This is a genomic window from Sphingomonas sp. HF-S4 (genome assembly GCF_032911445.1).
In the GTDB taxonomy this organism is placed as follows: domain Bacteria; phylum Pseudomonadota; class Alphaproteobacteria; order Sphingomonadales; family Sphingomonadaceae; genus Sphingomonas; species Sphingomonas agrestis.
Genome location: NZ_JAWJEJ010000001.1, coordinates 2,346,525 through 2,361,981, shown reverse-complemented (window position 1 = coordinate 2,361,981; position 15,457 = coordinate 2,346,525). Strand labels below are relative to the sequence as shown.

Genomic DNA, 15,457 nt, shown 5'->3' with positions numbered 1-15,457 from the left:
GGACAGAAAGAAGGGGCCCGTCGCGATGTGCGACGGGCCCCTTTTTCGTTGGTAGGCCGCCTCAGGAGGCCGCGTCGAGCAGGTCGCCGGTGGCGCCTGCGGGGCTCGCCTGCGGGATTGAGGTCATCGCGGCGCCGATCGCGGCGGGATCGATGCTGCCGACTTTCCGCGTCAGCACGTCGAACGCCGAGGCGCTGGCCAGGCCCTTGAACGCGGGCGTGTAGCGCGCGCGCAGCGCCGCGAGCTGGTCCTCGCGACCGAGCATCGCATAGGCGACTGCCTGGCGGAGCACGGCGGTCTGGGCGGGTTCACTGAAGCCGGCCTTGGGCGCGGGCAGGGCGTTGGCGGTGACGAAGTTGCCCCAGTCCTTGCTCTGCCAGCGCATCTCGGCGCGGATCGCCGGCGCATCGGACAGCCCGTCGAGCGCGGCGGCGGCGGCATCGGTCTTGCCGAGCCGATAGAGCGCGACGGCCTCGACGCGCTTGCGGTCCTGTCGCATCGCATCCGAATAGCTCGGCTGCTCGGTGGTGCGGATCGCGTCGAGCGCACGGTCGGGCCGGCCGGCAAGGATGTGGAGCATCGCCACCTTGACCGAGAGCGGGCCCTGCGCGACGTCCTGCGCGCGCTTGGTGAGCTGGTACTGGAGCAGCTCGGCGGCGCGGGCATAGAGCGACGCGTCCTGGAGCCGGCCGGCGAGGCGCAACACCAGCGCGTCCCCCTCGGCGCCGGCCGGGGCGAGCTCGCGATAGTCCCAATAGAGGCCCGCGGCCTCGGGCAGCGGCACGCCGCTGTCGGGCGCGAGCGCCGCGGCGAGCTGCGCCTGGAGCTCGGCGAGCATCGGCGGGACCTTGCTGCCGAGCTTGAAGTAGCGGATCAGCGCGGCGCCGGCACGGAGCTGGCCGCGCAGGTCGTGCGCCTCGTTGGCGAGGCGGAGCTGGATCTCGAGCACGCGCTGCTCGATCGCGCCACCGCGCCAGCCGAAGCGCAGCGCGTCGAGCTGCTTGGCGGCTTCGGTTGGGGAAAGGCTGTGCGTGGCGAGCCCGGCCTCGATCGTGCCGAGCCGCGCCTGTGCCTTGATCTCGTCGCCGCCGCTCAATGCGGCGCGATCGAGGCGGAGCTTGCCGCCCTGCGGATCGCCGGTGGCGACCATCGCGCGGCCGCGCAGCACATTGGCCTGCGGATCCTGATCGTTGAACAGCTTGAGCCAGGCGAGCGCGGGCTGGGGCTGGCCCGCGTCGATCGCGGCGCCGGCTGCGGCGAGCACGAACGGTGCACGATCGTGCGGGGAGCGGCCGTTGATCGCCGGGAGCGCGCAATTGACCTGGCGGATCGCCGACTGCGCGTCGCCGGCATGCGCGAGCGCGCGCATCCGCCACGCGCAGGCCTCGGGATTGGCGGCGAGTTCCTGGAACGAGAGCGCCTCGACGGCTTCCGCATCGCGCTGGACCAAGGTGAGCGCGACGCCGCGGGCGAGAAGGAAGGGCGCGACGAGGCCGAGATCGCGGTCGCTCGACTGCATCACGTCGAGCACGCCGAGCGCATCGGCGCCGCGCCCTTCGCCGATCAGCCCGAGCGCATAGGTCCAGCGGTTGCGCTGGCGGGTCTCGGGGCGCGAGCCGGCGAGCAATGCCCAGCCGGCCTCGCCGGTGGCGCCGTGCCATCCGGTGGCGTTGGTGATCATCGGCATCTGCGCGAGCTCGGCCGCGAAAGGGGCGAGCGACGCGCCGGCGATGCTGGCGGCGCCGGTCTCGGGCCTTTCGGGCGTGACGGCCGGCGCGCCGGCGGCAGGCGCGGGGCCGTGCTCGGCAGCATAAGGCGCGGCGTGCGGGGTGACCGTGGCGGCACCGGCGAGCAGGGCGATGAGCGCGCTGCGCATCAGCCTAGCCCCAGCGGGCGGATCACCGCGACCAGCGCGCCGCCCGCGGCGCAGGCGAGCAGGAACAAGGCGACGGGAAGCAGCGGCAGGCCCTTGCCGGCCGCCGATGCCGCGCCGCCGGCGGTCGCGAGCGCGGTGCCCGTGGCGACCGTCTCGGCGCTGCCGTCGATCGTGGTCGCGTTGCCGCTACGGCGGTCGGCTGCGGTGGGATCCGCGACGACGCGCATCCGGCCCGGGCGTTGATCGTGACTCACTGACAGCACCTTTAACTGATTTCATCCTATTATAGAGGCATGGACGGTGACATGACCGCCCGGCCGAGGAGTTTTGACGTGCGTAATTTGCTTGCTGCGCTGGCGCTGGCCACAGCGCTCGTGCCCGTTCCGGGCAGCGGCGGCGCGCATGCGTCCGGCGGCGGCGGTGGCGCCGGCGCGGGCGGGCTCAACCTCGTGCCGATGGACGAAGTCATCGTCCCGATCATCGAGGCCGACCGCGTTGCGGGCAACATGCGCTTCAAGCTGGTGCTCGAGGCGCACGATGCCGAGACCGCCGCCAAGGCCACCGCCGAAATGCCCGAGCTGCGCGAGACCACGGTCGCCGCGGCGCTGGAGTTCGCGCGGCTCAACGCCTCGGGACTGCGCGCGATCGACGCCGAGCGGCTCGATCACGACATGAATGCCGCGATCAAGGCCGCCGATCCCGGCATCTCGCGCGTGCTGATCGTCGAGGTCGCCGCCGCGCACAATTGACGCGCGCGGTTGACGAAGTTGACTCGGTGGCGGGTTTCCTGCCCGTGCCAACCATTGGGTTGGCTGCTGGAAATCCGCATATTCCACCTTTGCTGGCGATAATGCAGGCGGCTGCTTGACGCTTGACTCGAAACGCCTGCCGCTACGCGGCCGCGTGGCCCCACAGGCAAGGCGTTGCTTGGGATCGAGGTGAAACCGCATGGCGGAACACCAGCAGAACAAATCCCACATTGCCAGCGATTTGCCGAGACTCATGCGCGGGTGCGCTGGCCCGCACCGCGCATCAGGGGTCCGGATCAGCGGATGTCGAGTCTTGGGTGGTTAGCGGATCGTCGGCTTTCTGGAGCCTGAGGCGGGATAGCTGCCTGGCTCCAGATGACGGCAACGGTCGTTAGTGCTCCTCGAGCAGTTTGCTTAAACGATCAAGCTGCCGCTCTAGCGTCGAACGCCGCTGTCGCGCCCACGCTTCCAGCGGGACAAGCCCGTCCGGCACGAGCCTTGCCACACGCACGCGACCGAGCTTTTCGGTCGCGACCACTCCGCACTGTTCCAACACCCGCAGATGTTGCGAAACGGCGGTGAGGGTTATCCCGAGCGGTTCCGACAAGCTCGACACGGACAGCGGGCCCGTAGTCAGGTGATCGACTATTGCGCGCCGTGTTGGATCGCCGAGTGCGTGGAATAGCCCATCAACTCCTGCGCTCATGCCTGGCTTTCGATCGCCTTGCGAAGATTGTCGAACTGAATGCGCCAACCCTCCTCGCGTATCACGGGACCGTCAGATCCCGCAAAAAATGCTACCTGATTCGTACAGATAAGGTCGGTCCCCAATTCTGTCGGTACAAGTTCGAACGTCGTCAACGAGACCGAGATCGCTCGACCGCCGAGTGTCATCGTACTGGTCGAAACAATACGTTCATCGGGCACAACATCTTGATACGCACCATTATTAGCGAGGATCGCGCCGGGGAAGGGCGTACCCTCGCCAAAACGGTAGTGCAAATTGTCGGCGCCACCAGGGCGACAGTCGCTGTCGAACTGGATCACCTCATGCGTGTCGCTCTCGGCGTACCAGCCCCGCTTGATGGCGGGATCAGACAGTGCAGCGAACACCGTTGATGGTTTGGCTTTGAAGCTACGCTCAAGGACGAACGTGGCGTGCGTTACAGCAGGATCGTTCAAAATCTCTCTCCCAAAACACTGAAGTTACCACTTCTGTATGCGATAAGAAGCTGGATTAGTCAAGTCTATGCTTCAGTATCGCCGGCCGCGTTGAGTTGGATTTTGGGCCAGGAGGCGGCGGATCGTTTTAATAGGAGGGGACGGTGCCCGGATCGATTGCACCTCGCAGACGGCGGGCGCTCTCGACTGCCCAACTAAGTCAGTATTAGCGGGAACGGGTTCGCTAGCTGCAGGCCTCTCAGGCGCTGCTTCGACAAGTGGCTTGAACACCTTCGCGCAACCGCGTTATGGTAGCGCTAACTTGACCGGGGCGCGATGGCAGCCCCGGCGTAATCTGGGAGAGCAGCTGTGCAAAGGACGATCCTTCTGGCAGGCGTGTTGTCGTTTCGGGCGACGGCCGGCACGGCACTCGCGGCGGCGATGTGCATTGCCATTCCCGGCGCCTATGCGCAAAACGACAAGATGACGCCGATCGCGGTGCCGGCGCAGCCCGATGCGATCCCGTTGGACACCGGGCCCTTGCCGGGCGCGACGGCGCAGGAGGCGTGGCATCGTCAATATGGCAGCGTCTTCGCGCGCAACGTTACCGTCGCCACGCTTACGCCTTTCCTGCCGGACCCCAAGCGCGCGACCGGCGCCGCCGTGGTGGTCGCGCCAGGCGGCGGTTTCAGGACCCTGTCGATGGAGAACGAGGGCTGGGATGTCGCGCGGGCGTTGGCGGCGAAGGGCGTAGCCGCCTTCGTGCTCAAATACCGGCTCAATCCGACCCCTGCCGACATGCCCGGGTTCGAGCGTTCGATGCAGGAGATGTTCTCGGGTGCGGCGCGTCCACCGCGCATGGAGCCGCAGGAAGCCATGAAGAACCTCGCGCCGCAGATCGCGGACGCGCGTGCCGCCTTTGCGCTGATCCGCCGCCGGGCCGCGGAATGGCATGTCGATCGCGATCGCATCGGCATGGTCGGCTTTTCGGCGGGGGGCATGCTCACGCTTGCCACTGCGCTGGCGGGCGAAGACGCCAAGCCCGCGTTTATCGGCGACATCTATGGCCCGCTCGGCGCAGTGACCGTACCGGCCGACGCGCCGCCCCTGTTCGCCGCGCTCGCCGCGGACGACCCCTTCTTCGCGAAGGGTGGGATCGGGCTGATCGACAATTGGCGCGCGGCGGGGCGGCCGGCCGAATTCCACTTGTTCGAGCAAGGCGGGCACGGCTTCGGCATGTACCAGAAGGAAACGACCAGCACCGGCTGGTTCGACGCCTTCGTCCGCTGGATCGGCATGCACGGCATGCTGAAGCCCGCAAAGTAGGATGGGCCGCGTCCTCCGTGCAGGCATCGTGAAAAGAGGGGATCGAAGTGGGCGTTAGGCGAGCAATGCTGGCGGCGGTGGCGCTGGCCGTACTGGCCTCGACGAGCTCGGCCAGCGGGCAGACCGCACCGGGAGCCGGCTCGGGTGCGCCGGGGGCCAATCCGATCGTGCGGGACAAGTTCACTGCCGACCCGGCACCCCTCGTGGTGGGCGATCGGCTGTATCTCTATGTCGGGCACGACGAAGCGCAGCGCGACGAGATGTTCAACATGCGCGAGTGGCTGGTCTATTCGACGACCGACATGAAGCGCTGGACCGATCACGGCGCGATCATGAAGGTCGCCGACTTCAAATGGGCCGCGAAAGACGCGTGGGCGTCGCAGGTCATCGAGAAGAACGGCAAGTTCTGGTTCTACGCAGCGGTCGAGCACGACAAGACGCACCCCGGCAAGGCGATCGCCGTCGCGGTCTCCGACACGCCTACCGGCCCGTTCGTCGATGCGAAGGGCTCGGCGCTGATCACCAACGAAATGACGCCCAAGGGCACGCACAGCTGGGAGGATATCGACCCCACGGTGTTCACCGACCGGGACGGAACGACCTGGATCGCCTGGGGCAACCGCCAATGCTACATCGCCAAGCTCAAGCCCAACATGATCGAGATCGATGGCCCGATCACCGAGATCACGCCGCCGCATTTCGAGGAAGGTCCCTGGCTGCACCGGCGCGGCGCGCTATATTACCTGACCTATGCGTCGCTGGACCGGTCGACCCATCGCGACGAGAAAATATCGTACGCCACGGCGCCTTCGATCCGCGGCCCGTGGACCTATCGCGGCGAGCTGACGGGATCGGGCAAGTACAGCTTCACGATCCATCCCGGCATCGCCGAGTTCAAGGGAAACTGGTATCTCTTCCTGCACAATGCGGCGCTCGCGATCGGCGACCTGAGCGGGGCGATCGGCCGCCGCGCGGTCACGGTCGAGCACCTTACGTACAACAAGGACGGGACGATGAAGCCGGTCGTCCAGACCGAGGCCGGGGTGTCCGCCGCGCGACCGCGATCGAACGACGCGAACTGAGCAGCGGAAGGCTGTGAAAAAGGAAGGCCGCGGATCGCTCCGCGGCCTTTCGACTTTCGAGGCGGTCCAGGCTCAGCGCCCCTGGCGCTTCGCCGCTGCCGGCTGTGGCGGCGCCACCGCCGCCATCCGCGCCGATTTCCGCGCCAGCGCCATGCTCAGGTTCGCGGCGCCCTTGGGAGTCATCGCGGCCATGATCATCGCGGTCGAGCGTTCGCGCATGCGCTGGGCGACCTTCATCTGCACTTCCATGTCGAGCTGCTCGAAGACCACCGCGGCGGCCTTGGGCTTCATCGCCTGGTAGATGCGGGCGAGCTCGTCGAACTGCGCGCCGGCTTCCTCGGCCGGGCCGGCGCCGGCGGCACCCGGCGCGGCGGCGGCCTCGGCCTGCTTCTGGCGTGCGGCGAGGTCGGCTTCGAGCCGGGTCTGGGCGGCCTTGGTCGCCTGCTCGCGCAGGTCGAGGCCGCGCTTGCGGCGCGCGGCGGCAGCGTCGCGCTCGGCGAGGTCCTGCTCGATCGAGCTGCCGAGCCGGGTCTTGGACGCGCTGCTCTGCGCCGCGTCGGTCGCGATCGTCGCGGCGTTGGCGACGACGGCGAGCGCCGAGATCGCGGCAGTCAGCAGGAGGAGGGAAGGGCGGGCCATCAGGCGAGCTCGCGCTCGGCTTCGGATTCCTCGTGCGAGGCATCGGACGAGCGCACGGCATTGGCAAGGCTGACGACGTTGACGACGCGCTCGCAGGCGGCGTCGGCGATGCCGATCATGTCCGACAGCTCGTCGCGAAGGCCACGGGCCTGCTCGACGACACGGGCGTTCTGGGCGCAATCGGTGACCAAAGTGGCCTTCATTTCCGAAAGCACGGCGCGCGCGCCGGTGGTCGCCTTTTCGAGCGCGGCGACGGTTTCGGTGAGGGCGCCGTCCTTGACGGTACGCAGGCTGCGCATCATCCGGACGCTCTGCACGAGCACGGCCATGCAGAAGATCATCGTCAGCACATTGGCGAGAATCGCGAAGCTCATGCGTTCATCTTTCCCTTGGAGGAGACATCGTTGACCAGGCGCACGGCGACCTTGCCGCGGCGCTGGCCGATCTGGGCCTGGGCGAGCGTGACGCCGCCCGAGGCGAGGTCGAGCGGATCGTCCGGGCTCTTGTGGAGCGCGATGGTCTGGCCGACCTGGAGCGCCTTCAGCTCGGCGATCGCCATCGGCTTCTCGCCGAGGACGACGTTCACATCGACATTGGTCTTGCGGATCTCGGACGCCATGTGCGCCTCCCAGACGCCGTCGCGGCCGCTCTTCTCGCCCATGAAGCGCTGGAGCAGCTTGTGGCGGACGGGCTCGAGCGTCGCATAGGGGAAGACCAACGTGAACTTGCCGCCGCGGCCGTCCATGTCGACGCGGAAGGTGGCGATCGCGCAGATGTTCGACGTGCCCGCGATCGCGGCGAAGCGCGGATTGCTCTCGATGCGCTCGAGATCGATGTTGATCGGCTCGATCGGCTCGAACGCAGTGGCGAAGTCGGTGAGCGCGAGCTCGAGCATCCGCGAGACCAGGTTGGTCTCGATCGTGGTGAAGGCGCGGCCGTCGATCATCACCGGGGCGCCGCCGCCGCGGCCGCCGAGCAGCGCGTCGACCACCGAATAGATCAGGCTCGATTCGACGGTGACGAGGCCGAAGCTCTCCCACTCCTGGACCTTGAACACCCCGACCATCGCCGGGAGCATCACGCGGTTCATGAACTCGCCGAAGCGGATCGAGGTCACTTCCTCGAGGCTGACGTCGACGCCGTCCGAGGTGAGGTTGCGCATCGAGCTGGCAAAGGTGCGGACCACGCGGTCGCAGACCACTTCGAGCATCGGCAGACGCTCGTGGCTGATGACCTTGGATTCGATGACCGCGCGCAGGCCCTTCTTCTTCTCGACCGGGCCGCCGAGATCGCCGAACAGCGCGTCGATGTCCGACTGGTCGAAGCGCACGTCGCCATCGGCGCCCATCGCGGCGACCGGCGGCTCGGGGAGGTCGAAATCGTCGAGATCGATCATTGCTGCACGAGATCCTGGATGAGGATGTCCTTGACGCTGCCCGCGCCGGTCACTTCGGTGGCGCGCACCAGCATCTCTTCCTTGATGCGGAACACCGCGGCCGAGCCGGCGAGATCCTCGGGGCGCAGCTCGCGCAGGAAGGGCTGGTAGGCGTCGAGGATCAGCGGGAGCTTTTCCTTGAGGCTCTCGGTGGTCGCCTTGGCGCCGGGGACGATCATGAAGTGAATCTTGAGGTAGCGTGCGGCGCCGTCGGGCGAGCGCAGGTTCACTACCATCGGAGGCACGTCGACGAATGCTTCCTTGGATGCGCCTTCGCCGCCGCCGTCACCGCCTTCGGCTTCAGCCTCGGCCGCAGGCGCTTCGCCATGGCCGCCTTCGGCCGCGGTCTCGGCCTTGGCCGACCCGCCCGAGAGCATCACCGCAGCGCCGCCGCCGCCACCGAGCAGCAGCACGCCGGCAGCCGCTCCTATAATAATGAGCTTCTTCTTCGACTTGGGCGCGGCGGGCTTTGCGCCCTCTGCACCTTCCTCGACGATCTCGGGTGACGACATTTCCCTGGCACCTTTCGAAATCAACGCTCCGGCAACCGCGCCGGCTGATTTGCCTCTATTATAGGATGGTCACCCGGCAATTTCTGCCTAGCGACAAATTTCTGAAGGATGGTCCCTTGGACGTCTCGTCTTATGTATTGCTGAGCCAGGAACAGGCGCTGCGGCGCCGGCTCGATGTTGCGGCGAACAACCTCGCCAACATGAATACGGTAGGCTTCAAGCGCGAGGCGCCGGTGTTCCGCGAGTTCGTAAAGCAGGGCGAGACGACGGTCACGCCCGACGCGAAGAAGACGTCGTTCGTGCTCGATTACGGCGCGGTGCACGACGCTTCGTCGGGCGGCTTCCAGGTCACCGAGAACCCGCTCGACGTGATGATCGAGGGGCCGGGCTATCTGAGCGTCGAGGCGCCGGGCGGCGGCACCGCGTATACGCGCGCCGGTTATATCAAGATCGCGCAAAGCGGCGAGCTCGTCACGGCGGGCGGCCAGAAGATCCTGGGCGAGGGCGGCCAGCCGATCACGGTGCCGCCCGAGAGCGCCGGGCGCCTAAGCATTTCTCCGGATGGCAGCGTGATGGGCGTCGATGGCCCGCTCGGCCGGATCGCCGTTACCGTGTTCGACGAAAAGAACATGGATCCGCGCGGCGACGGGATGTTCAACGGCACCGGCGGGCGCGAGCTCACCGCCGCCGAGACCAGCCTCAAGACCGGCGGGGTCGAGGGATCGAACGTCAACGCGATCACCGAGACCACCGACATGGTCGAGATCCTGCGGGCCTACCAGACCAGCATGAACCTCAACGAAAGCATGTCCGACCTTCGCAAGAAGGCGATCGACCGGCTCGGCCGCGTCGGCTGATTTAGAAAGGATAGACTAAATGCGTTCGCTCTCCATCGCCTCGACCGGCATGCTCGCGCAGCAGACCAATGTCGATGTCATCTCGAACAACATCGCCAACATGAACACGACCGGGTTCAAGCGCCAGCGCGCCGCGTTCCAGGACCTGCTCTACGAGAATATCGAGCGTCCCGGCGGCGCGACCGGCCCCGACACCAAGGCGCCCTCGGGCATCCAGATCGGCTCGGGCGTCAAGACCGGCGGCGTCTATCGCATCCAGCAGCAGGGCGCGCTCCAGCAGACCGACAATCGCTACGACGTGGCGATCACCGGGCGCGGATACTTCCAGATCACGCTGCCCTCGGGCGACACTGCCTATACCCGCGACGGCAATTTCGGCATCTCGGACCAGGGAGAGCTGGTGACGCAGGACGGATTCCCGGTGCAGCCGGGGATCACCATTCCTGCGAACACTACCGACGTGACGATCTCCAAGACCGGCGAGGTCCAGGTGATCACCGCGGGGGATCCGCAGCCGCAGACCGTCGGCCAGCTTGAGCTCGCGACCTTCATGAACGATGCCGGCCTCGAAGCGAAGGGCGACAACCTCTTCCTCGAGACCGCAGCGTCGGGCCAGGCGACCGTCGCCGCGCCGGGCGAGCCGGGCTTCGGCACGCTGAGCCAGGGGTTCGTCGAAGCGTCGAATGTCAACGCCGTCGCCGAAATCACCGCGCTGATCACGGCGCAGCGGGCATATGAAATGAACAGCCGGGTGGTGAAGACCGCCGATGAGATGCTGTCCACCACGAGCCAGATGCGCTGATGGGCGTGCTGCTCGCATTGGCGCTGCTCGGCGCCGGCCCGACGACGGTCGAGGACGTGCAGGTGGCCGTCCTCGCCCGCGCGGTCGAGAAGGGCACGCGGCTCGAAGCCGGCGACTTCGACAGCGAGGCGCGGTCCCCCGCTGCGGCGCGTGGTGCGCTCTCGGCCCAGGACGCCTCCGGCATGGAAGCCGCACGCAACTTGACCGCAGGCAATATCGTCCGCCGTTCGGACGTGATGAAGCCCCAGCTCGTGAAGCGCGGCGAGCCGGTGACGATCCGCATCGTCTCGGGCGCGCTTTCGATCACCGCGGCGGGCCGCGCGCTCAATGGCGGCGGGCAGGGCGAGATGGTGCGGGTGGTGACGAACAGCACCAACCGCACGCTCGACGCAATCATCGACGGCTCGGGCAGCGTCCGCGTCTCGGCACCGTAACCATCGTCTTACTCGCGCCCGGGCGGCTTGCCCCGCCGGCGCATCAGGGGAGTATTAACATGCGCAAGATCATTATTCTCGCGGCGCTTGGCGCCACCTTGTCGGGCTGCGGCGCGGCTGGCCGGCTGTCGCAGATCGGCAAGGCGCCCAAGCTCTCGGGCATCGATCCGATCGAATCGCCCGAAGTCGAATCGTCGCTGGCGATGCCTTCGGACCGCAGCGGAGCACGGCCGACGCACGCCGTGGCGCAGGCCCCGGCCCCCGCGCAGACCGCGTCGCTGTTCCGCACCGGCGCCGGCGCTTTCTTCCGCGACCAGCGCGCAGGCAAGACCGGCGACATCCTGACGATCAAGATCAACATCCAGGACAAGGCCGATATCGGCAACAACACGTCGCGTACCCGCGGCGGCAGCGAGAATGGCGGCGTCGGCGGGCTGCTCGGCATTGCGCCGGTCGCCAAGCTGCTCGGCGGCAACGCCAATGCCGCACTCGAGACCAATTCGGGCTCGAAATATGCCGGCGGCGGCACCACTGCGCGTTCCGAGACGATCAACATGACGATGGCCGCCATCGTCACCCAGGTGCTGCCCAACGGCAATCTGATGATCCGCGGCAAGCAGGAAGTGCGGGTGAACTTCGAGATGCGCGAGCTGATCGTCACCGGCATCATCCGCCCCGAGGACATCTCGCGCGACAATTCGATCAGCCACTCGCAGATCGCCGAGGCACGCGTGATCTATGGCGGCAAGGGCCAGCTCACCGACGCGCAGCAGGCGCGCTGGGGCCAGCAGATCTACGACGCGCTGTTCCCGTTCTGATGGGAGCGGCTTGGGGGTAGGGGGAGGGGGCCCGTCCGAGATATCGGGCGGGCCCTTTGCTGTGGATTCCTCTCCCTGAAAGGGAGGGGCAAGGGGTGGGTTTAGAAAAGGTCGGGCGCGATGCCCGGCCTTTTCTTCATTCCTTGCAGCTCGTTGGGCTCGCTTCGCTCGCACCCACCCCCAACCCCTCCCTTTCAGGGAGGGGAGTCTGTGCTGGACGCCTAATCTCGCCGCGGCCAGCGGCTGGAGACGTGGACGGGGTGCCAGCCGAGCAGGTCGCGCTGCGCGGCGAGATCGTGGAGCTCGAGATGGCCGCGCGACCAGCCGATCTCGCCGAGCTTGCGCATCTGCTGGATCACGCGGTTGATGTGCACCGAGGTCAGTCCGAGAAGGTCGGCGAGCACTTCCTGGGTGGCTGGCATCGCGAAGCTGCCGTCGGTGGCGAGGCCGGCGAGCGCGAGGCGGTCGTAGAGCTCGAGGAACAGGTCGAGCGTGCGTTCGTGCGCGTTCATCCGCCCGAGCCGGGTGATCTGGCGCAGGTAATGCGCCTCGTCGAGCGCGAGGCTCATGCGATAGGCGTGGTCGAGCGTCGGCGAGACCATCGGGTCCGGCGCCGGGCAGATGCGCGCGCGGGTGAGGGTGATGACGGTCGACGAGGCGACCGGAGCCTCCTGATGGCAATGGCCGATCAGGTCGCCGGGCAGGAGGAAGTCGAGGATCTGGCGCCTGCCGTCGGCGAGCACGCGTACCTGCATGGCCCAGCCTTCGAGCAGCAGCGTGGCGCCGGAGATACGTTCGCGCTCGGAAAGGATCTCCTCGTGCGGTGCCAGGCAGCGCGACCGGGTGCTCGCGGCCTCGATCGCGGCGATCGCCGCGGCGTCGAGATCGCCGAGCGCGCGCAGGCGGCGCAGCGCGGCGTCTGCCGGGCCCAGGCGAGTCGATATGCCGGCGATCATTGCGGCGTCTCGCTCGACGCGCGGCGCTGTCCGCCGGCAAGTGGCAATACCCGTCGTGCGCCGGAGGGATCGTATCCGACAATGGAGATGTGCCGATTCCTGGAAGGGATGGCGTTGGATCGCGCAGGGATTGCAGTATTCATCAAGCGCATTCTGCCGGAATTGGGAAGTCGAGATCGGAAGGGCGCGCGATACTGGCGCCAAAACCCGTGTTGATCCCGGCATTTGCCAATACTGCAATCGCGGTTTCGAGAGATTTACGTAAGACTACGTATCATGCCGGGAGGTGGCGGGGGTTTCCGGGGGTGTCGATAACCCTCGATAGGGGAGAGGATAGCGAAGCTTGCGAGCTTGCTCGCTAGCGTAGCTTGAAGCGGGGTAGAGCGGCGCGAAGCGCCGCGCGGATGCTGCGCAGCCGCACCCCCTCACCCAGCTTCGACTAAGCCTCTGCTTCGCAGAGACTAAGTCTGCGCAACCCTCTCCCCCTTGCAGGGGCGAGGGAAGACAAGATGCCGCTCGCACCGCCGCCACACCTGGCTCCCGGTTAACCGATTGCGAACCATTTAAATTTGCGGATCAATTTTGGTCCTCCCCGAAATCTTCCCAAAATGATCCTGCAGGGCGCGAAGGCGCCAGGTCGCGGATCGGCGCTTCCGATCCGGGCTGCAGAAGCGGCTCTAGTCCAAGAAGGAAAGTATCATGGGTTTCTCTGTCAACACCAACACCGGCGCGATGGCGGCTCTTCAGAGCCTCTCCGAGACCAACAAGGGTATGGCGCAGGTTCAGAGCCGCATCAACACCGGCCTGAACGTGTCGTCGACCAAGGATGACTCGGCTTCGTTCACGATCGCTCAGGGCCTTCGCGGCGACATGGGCGGCCTCAAGGCCGTTTCCTCGTCGCTGAGCCGCGCCAAGAGCGTGACCGACGTCGCAGTTGCGGGTGCGGAGCAGATCTCGGACGTCGTCAACCAGATGAAGGCGAAGGCCTATCAGTCTGCTGACGCCGGCATCGACTCGGCTACGCGCACCGCGCTGAACAACGACTTCGTGGCTCTGCGCGATCAGATCACCACGATCGTCAACTCGTCGGACTTCAACGGCACCAACCTGCTGAAGGCTTCGGGCGGCAACGTCACGGCGCTTCAGTCGCTGAAGGATTCGGACACCTCGTCGGCAACGACCTGGAACCCGGACTCGCTCAGCGTTGCTAACCAGGGTCTCGACCTTGGTGGTTCGGTTGTGACTGTTTCGGCCAGCGGCAACATCAGCAGCCAGGCTTCGGCCCAGGCGATGATCGACACGCTGAGCACGACCCAGGACAACCTGAAGACCAGCCTGAGCACGCTCGGCGCTGCCTCGCGCAAGATCGACGCACAGTCGACCTTCACGGGCAAGCTGTCGGACGTGATCGAGGGCGGCATCGGCAACCTCGTCGACGCCGATCTCGCCAAGGAGTCTGCGCGTCTGCAGGCCCTGCAGGTCAAGCAGCAGCTCGGTGTGCAGGCTCTCTCGATCGCCAACCAGGCGCCGCAGAGCATCACGTCGCTGTTCCGTTAAGGTCAAGCTTTTCCCTGGAAGCTTACCTGACGACAGAGGGAGGCCGGGACGGAAACGTCCCGGCCTCTTTTTTTGTGCGTTTCGCGCGCGCGACGATTGCGCCTGGCGCAATGAATCCACGCATTTCCGCCGTCGCGATGGTTGACCCATCTATAATGATGGCAAGGAGATGCTGCGTTGTTCCCACGTATCCGAGAGATCACCGACGCCTTTGGCGGCAAGCTGCGCGTGAGCGTCGAGGAGCATCCCTCGGGCGCGCTCGTCGTGCTCGAGCGGCCGGACGTGAGCGGACGACCGCGCATCCTGCTCGACGGCTACGGGACCGACGTGCTGGCCGGATACATCATGTCGGCGCGCCTCGCGGTGTCGCACGGGCTGCCCGACGAGCATGTCGACGGCATGTTCCGTACGCGCTTCGTGCTGGCGATCGAGCCGTGCGCCGCGATCGAGCTCAGCCAGGGCGGCGACGCCAGGCTCGAGATTCCCGCGCCGTTCTGGGACCGGCTCTATGCCGAATTGTGCCTGGTCACCGCGCATGCCCGCGAACTGGCGCGCCGCGCCGAGGCGCGCGTCCATTGAGCGCGTCACGCCGGCGTAATTGACACCGGTAGATGTACGTATCGGGGCATCCCCGGACTAACCGCCCCGACAGTTGCGGGGCATTGGGCGGCCACAGGGTCGATAGTAAGAGGGTCTTTCGAATGGCGTATCGCGATCTCGGCAGCAGCACCCCCGGCAACGCGTTCACCGTGACGCTGACGCTCAATGTCGAGGATGCCCGTGCGCTGTGGAACGCGGCGGCCGAGAAGGCGCTCCAGGCGCCCGGCATGACGCTGGCCGACGTGCTCGACACGATCGGGCCGCGCGAGGATCCCTCGATCGCCGACTGCATCGCGATGCTCACCGCGCCCGCCGCGATCCCGGGCTGCGGGCTCGACGATTTCCAGGTTTCGCCGCTGCATTCGGCGGAGCTGATCCAGCTTCCCTTTCCCGCGATGATGCCGGCTGCCAACGGCTGAGCGGCACACGCTTTCCTTTTCTCGAGCTTTGCGCGGGGGCGCAACAAACAAGGGCCAGACTGGTGGAAGCCAGCCTGGCCCTTGTCGTTTGCGATCGCGAGGGAAGCGGTCGAAAAAGGGGAAGAGACGAATGGGTCGTAGAGGGGATCGGAACGCCCACCCGTCTCTCTGATTACATTATAGCAAGCGCGGGTGCCGGGGGCGGCTCCGAGGGCGGAAAAATTGCCGCTAAGG

Annotated in this window: 19 protein-coding genes; 10 read left to right on the top strand and 9 right to left on the bottom strand. The window is 66.7% G+C overall.

The features are described from left to right. Positions 1-61: 61 nt before the first annotated feature. Together RZN05_RS10555 and RZN05_RS10550 are read right to left on the bottom strand one after the other, a co-directional pair. Positions 62-1,876 (bottom strand): hypothetical protein, encoded by a 1,815-nt coding sequence (locus RZN05_RS10555; protein ID WP_317226575.1) that lies wholly within the window; start codon positions 1,874-1,876, stop codon positions 62-64. After that, on the bottom strand, positions 1,876-2,130 hold the full coding sequence (locus RZN05_RS10550) for a hypothetical protein (protein WP_317226574.1): 255 nt from the start codon (positions 2,128-2,130) through the stop codon (positions 1,876-1,878). Before RZN05_RS10550 ends, RZN05_RS10555 begins: the two co-directional genes overlap by 1 nt. A 78-nt stretch (positions 2,131-2,208) precedes the next feature. Here RZN05_RS10550 and RZN05_RS10545 point away from each other — a divergent pair, with 78 nt between their 5' ends. After that, positions 2,209-2,625 carry a hypothetical protein gene (locus tag RZN05_RS10545; RefSeq protein WP_317226573.1) on the top strand — a complete coding sequence of 139 codons (417 nt, stop codon included), beginning with the start codon at positions 2,209-2,211 and terminating at the stop codon, positions 2,623-2,625. A gap of 391 nt (positions 2,626-3,016) precedes the next feature. Here the strand turns inward: RZN05_RS10545 and RZN05_RS20665 are convergent, their stop codons facing one another. Together RZN05_RS20665 and RZN05_RS10540 are read right to left on the bottom strand one after the other, a co-directional pair. Continuing rightward, positions 3,017-3,331, bottom strand: coding sequence for an ArsR/SmtB family transcription factor (locus RZN05_RS20665; RefSeq protein WP_394804772.1), 315 nt, complete (start codon positions 3,329-3,331; stop codon positions 3,017-3,019). Continuing rightward, on the bottom strand, positions 3,328-3,807 hold the full coding sequence (locus RZN05_RS10540) for an SRPBCC domain-containing protein (protein WP_317226572.1): 480 nt from the start codon (positions 3,805-3,807) through the stop codon (positions 3,328-3,330). Before RZN05_RS10540 ends, RZN05_RS20665 begins: the two co-directional genes overlap by 4 nt. Before the next feature lie 420 nt (positions 3,808-4,227). Here RZN05_RS10540 and RZN05_RS10535 point away from each other — a divergent pair, with 420 nt between their 5' ends. After that, complete coding sequence (locus RZN05_RS10535; protein ID WP_317227603.1) at positions 4,228-5,112, top strand: alpha/beta hydrolase; 885 nt, start codon at positions 4,228-4,230, stop codon at positions 5,110-5,112. Between the two features lie 47 nt (positions 5,113-5,159). Beyond that, positions 5,160-6,194 (top strand): glycoside hydrolase family 43 protein, encoded by a 1,035-nt coding sequence (locus tag RZN05_RS10530; protein ID WP_317226571.1) that lies wholly within the window; start codon positions 5,160-5,162, stop codon positions 6,192-6,194. A 72-nt stretch (positions 6,195-6,266) separates the two neighbouring features. Here RZN05_RS10530 and RZN05_RS10525 read toward each other — a convergent pair whose 3' ends face one another. Genes RZN05_RS10525 through RZN05_RS10510 form a run of 4 tightly spaced genes read right to left on the bottom strand, consistent with a single transcriptional unit; the run spans position 6,267 to position 8,780 of the window. After that, the gene (locus RZN05_RS10525; RefSeq protein WP_317226570.1) at positions 6,267-6,833 is read right to left on the bottom strand and encodes a magnesium transporter MgtE N-terminal domain-containing protein; all 567 of its coding nucleotides are present in this window, start codon (positions 6,831-6,833) and stop codon (positions 6,267-6,269) included. Next, on the bottom strand, positions 6,833-7,207 hold the full coding sequence (locus RZN05_RS10520; RefSeq protein ID WP_317226569.1) for a DUF6468 domain-containing protein: 375 nt from the start codon (positions 7,205-7,207) through the stop codon (positions 6,833-6,835). The genes RZN05_RS10525 and RZN05_RS10520 overlap by 1 nt, the downstream gene beginning before the upstream one ends. Further along, on the bottom strand, positions 7,204-8,229 hold the full coding sequence (gene fliM / locus RZN05_RS10515) for a flagellar motor switch protein FliM (protein ID WP_317226568.1): 1,026 nt from the start codon (positions 8,227-8,229) through the stop codon (positions 7,204-7,206). Before fliM ends, RZN05_RS10520 begins: the two co-directional genes overlap by 4 nt. Beyond that, positions 8,226-8,780, bottom strand: a complete 555-nt coding sequence (locus RZN05_RS10510; RefSeq protein WP_317226567.1) for a flagellar basal body-associated FliL family protein — start codon at positions 8,778-8,780, stop codon at positions 8,226-8,228. The genes fliM and RZN05_RS10510 overlap by 4 nt, the downstream gene beginning before the upstream one ends. Before the next feature lie 116 nt (positions 8,781-8,896). Here RZN05_RS10510 and RZN05_RS10505 point away from each other — a divergent pair, with 116 nt between their 5' ends. From RZN05_RS10505 to flgH, 4 genes are read left to right on the top strand one after another with little or no spacing between them, the layout of a single operon-like run. Continuing rightward, positions 8,897-9,637 carry a flagellar hook-basal body complex protein gene (locus RZN05_RS10505; RefSeq protein ID WP_317226566.1) on the top strand — a complete coding sequence of 247 codons (741 nt, stop codon included), beginning with the start codon at positions 8,897-8,899 and terminating at the stop codon, positions 9,635-9,637. A gap of 19 nt (positions 9,638-9,656) precedes the next feature. Then, a complete protein-coding gene (flgG, locus tag RZN05_RS10500) occupies positions 9,657-10,439 on the top strand; it encodes a flagellar basal-body rod protein FlgG (protein WP_317226565.1) in 783 nt (260 codons plus the stop codon). After that, a complete protein-coding gene (gene flgA, locus RZN05_RS10495; protein WP_317226564.1) occupies positions 10,439-10,873 on the top strand; it encodes a flagellar basal body P-ring formation chaperone FlgA in 435 nt (144 codons plus the stop codon). The genes flgG and flgA overlap by 1 nt, the downstream gene beginning before the upstream one ends. Positions 10,874-10,932: 59 nt before the next feature. Then, complete coding sequence (gene flgH / locus RZN05_RS10490) at positions 10,933-11,691, top strand: flagellar basal body L-ring protein FlgH (protein WP_317226563.1); 759 nt, start codon at positions 10,933-10,935, stop codon at positions 11,689-11,691. A 221-nt stretch (positions 11,692-11,912) separates the two neighbouring features. Here flgH and RZN05_RS10485 read toward each other — a convergent pair whose 3' ends face one another. Next, a complete protein-coding gene (locus RZN05_RS10485) occupies positions 11,913-12,647 on the bottom strand; it encodes a Crp/Fnr family transcriptional regulator (RefSeq protein WP_317226562.1) in 735 nt (244 codons plus the stop codon). Positions 12,648-13,346: 699 nt separating this feature from the next. On the opposite strand from RZN05_RS10485, the gene RZN05_RS10480 reads away from it, so the two are divergent. The 3 genes from RZN05_RS10480 (at position 13,347) to RZN05_RS10470 (ending at position 15,223) form a co-directional block, all read left to right on the top strand. Further along, complete coding sequence (locus RZN05_RS10480; RefSeq protein WP_317226561.1) at positions 13,347-14,204, top strand: flagellin; 858 nt, start codon at positions 13,347-13,349, stop codon at positions 14,202-14,204. Positions 14,205-14,381: 177 nt separating this feature from the next. Then, positions 14,382-14,783, top strand: coding sequence for a hypothetical protein (locus RZN05_RS10475; RefSeq protein WP_317226560.1), 402 nt, complete (start codon positions 14,382-14,384; stop codon positions 14,781-14,783). A 122-nt stretch (positions 14,784-14,905) separates the two neighbouring features. Then, the gene (locus RZN05_RS10470) at positions 14,906-15,223 is read left to right on the top strand and encodes a hypothetical protein (protein WP_317226559.1); all 318 of its coding nucleotides are present in this window, start codon (positions 14,906-14,908) and stop codon (positions 15,221-15,223) included. Positions 15,224-15,457 lie beyond the last annotated feature (234 nt).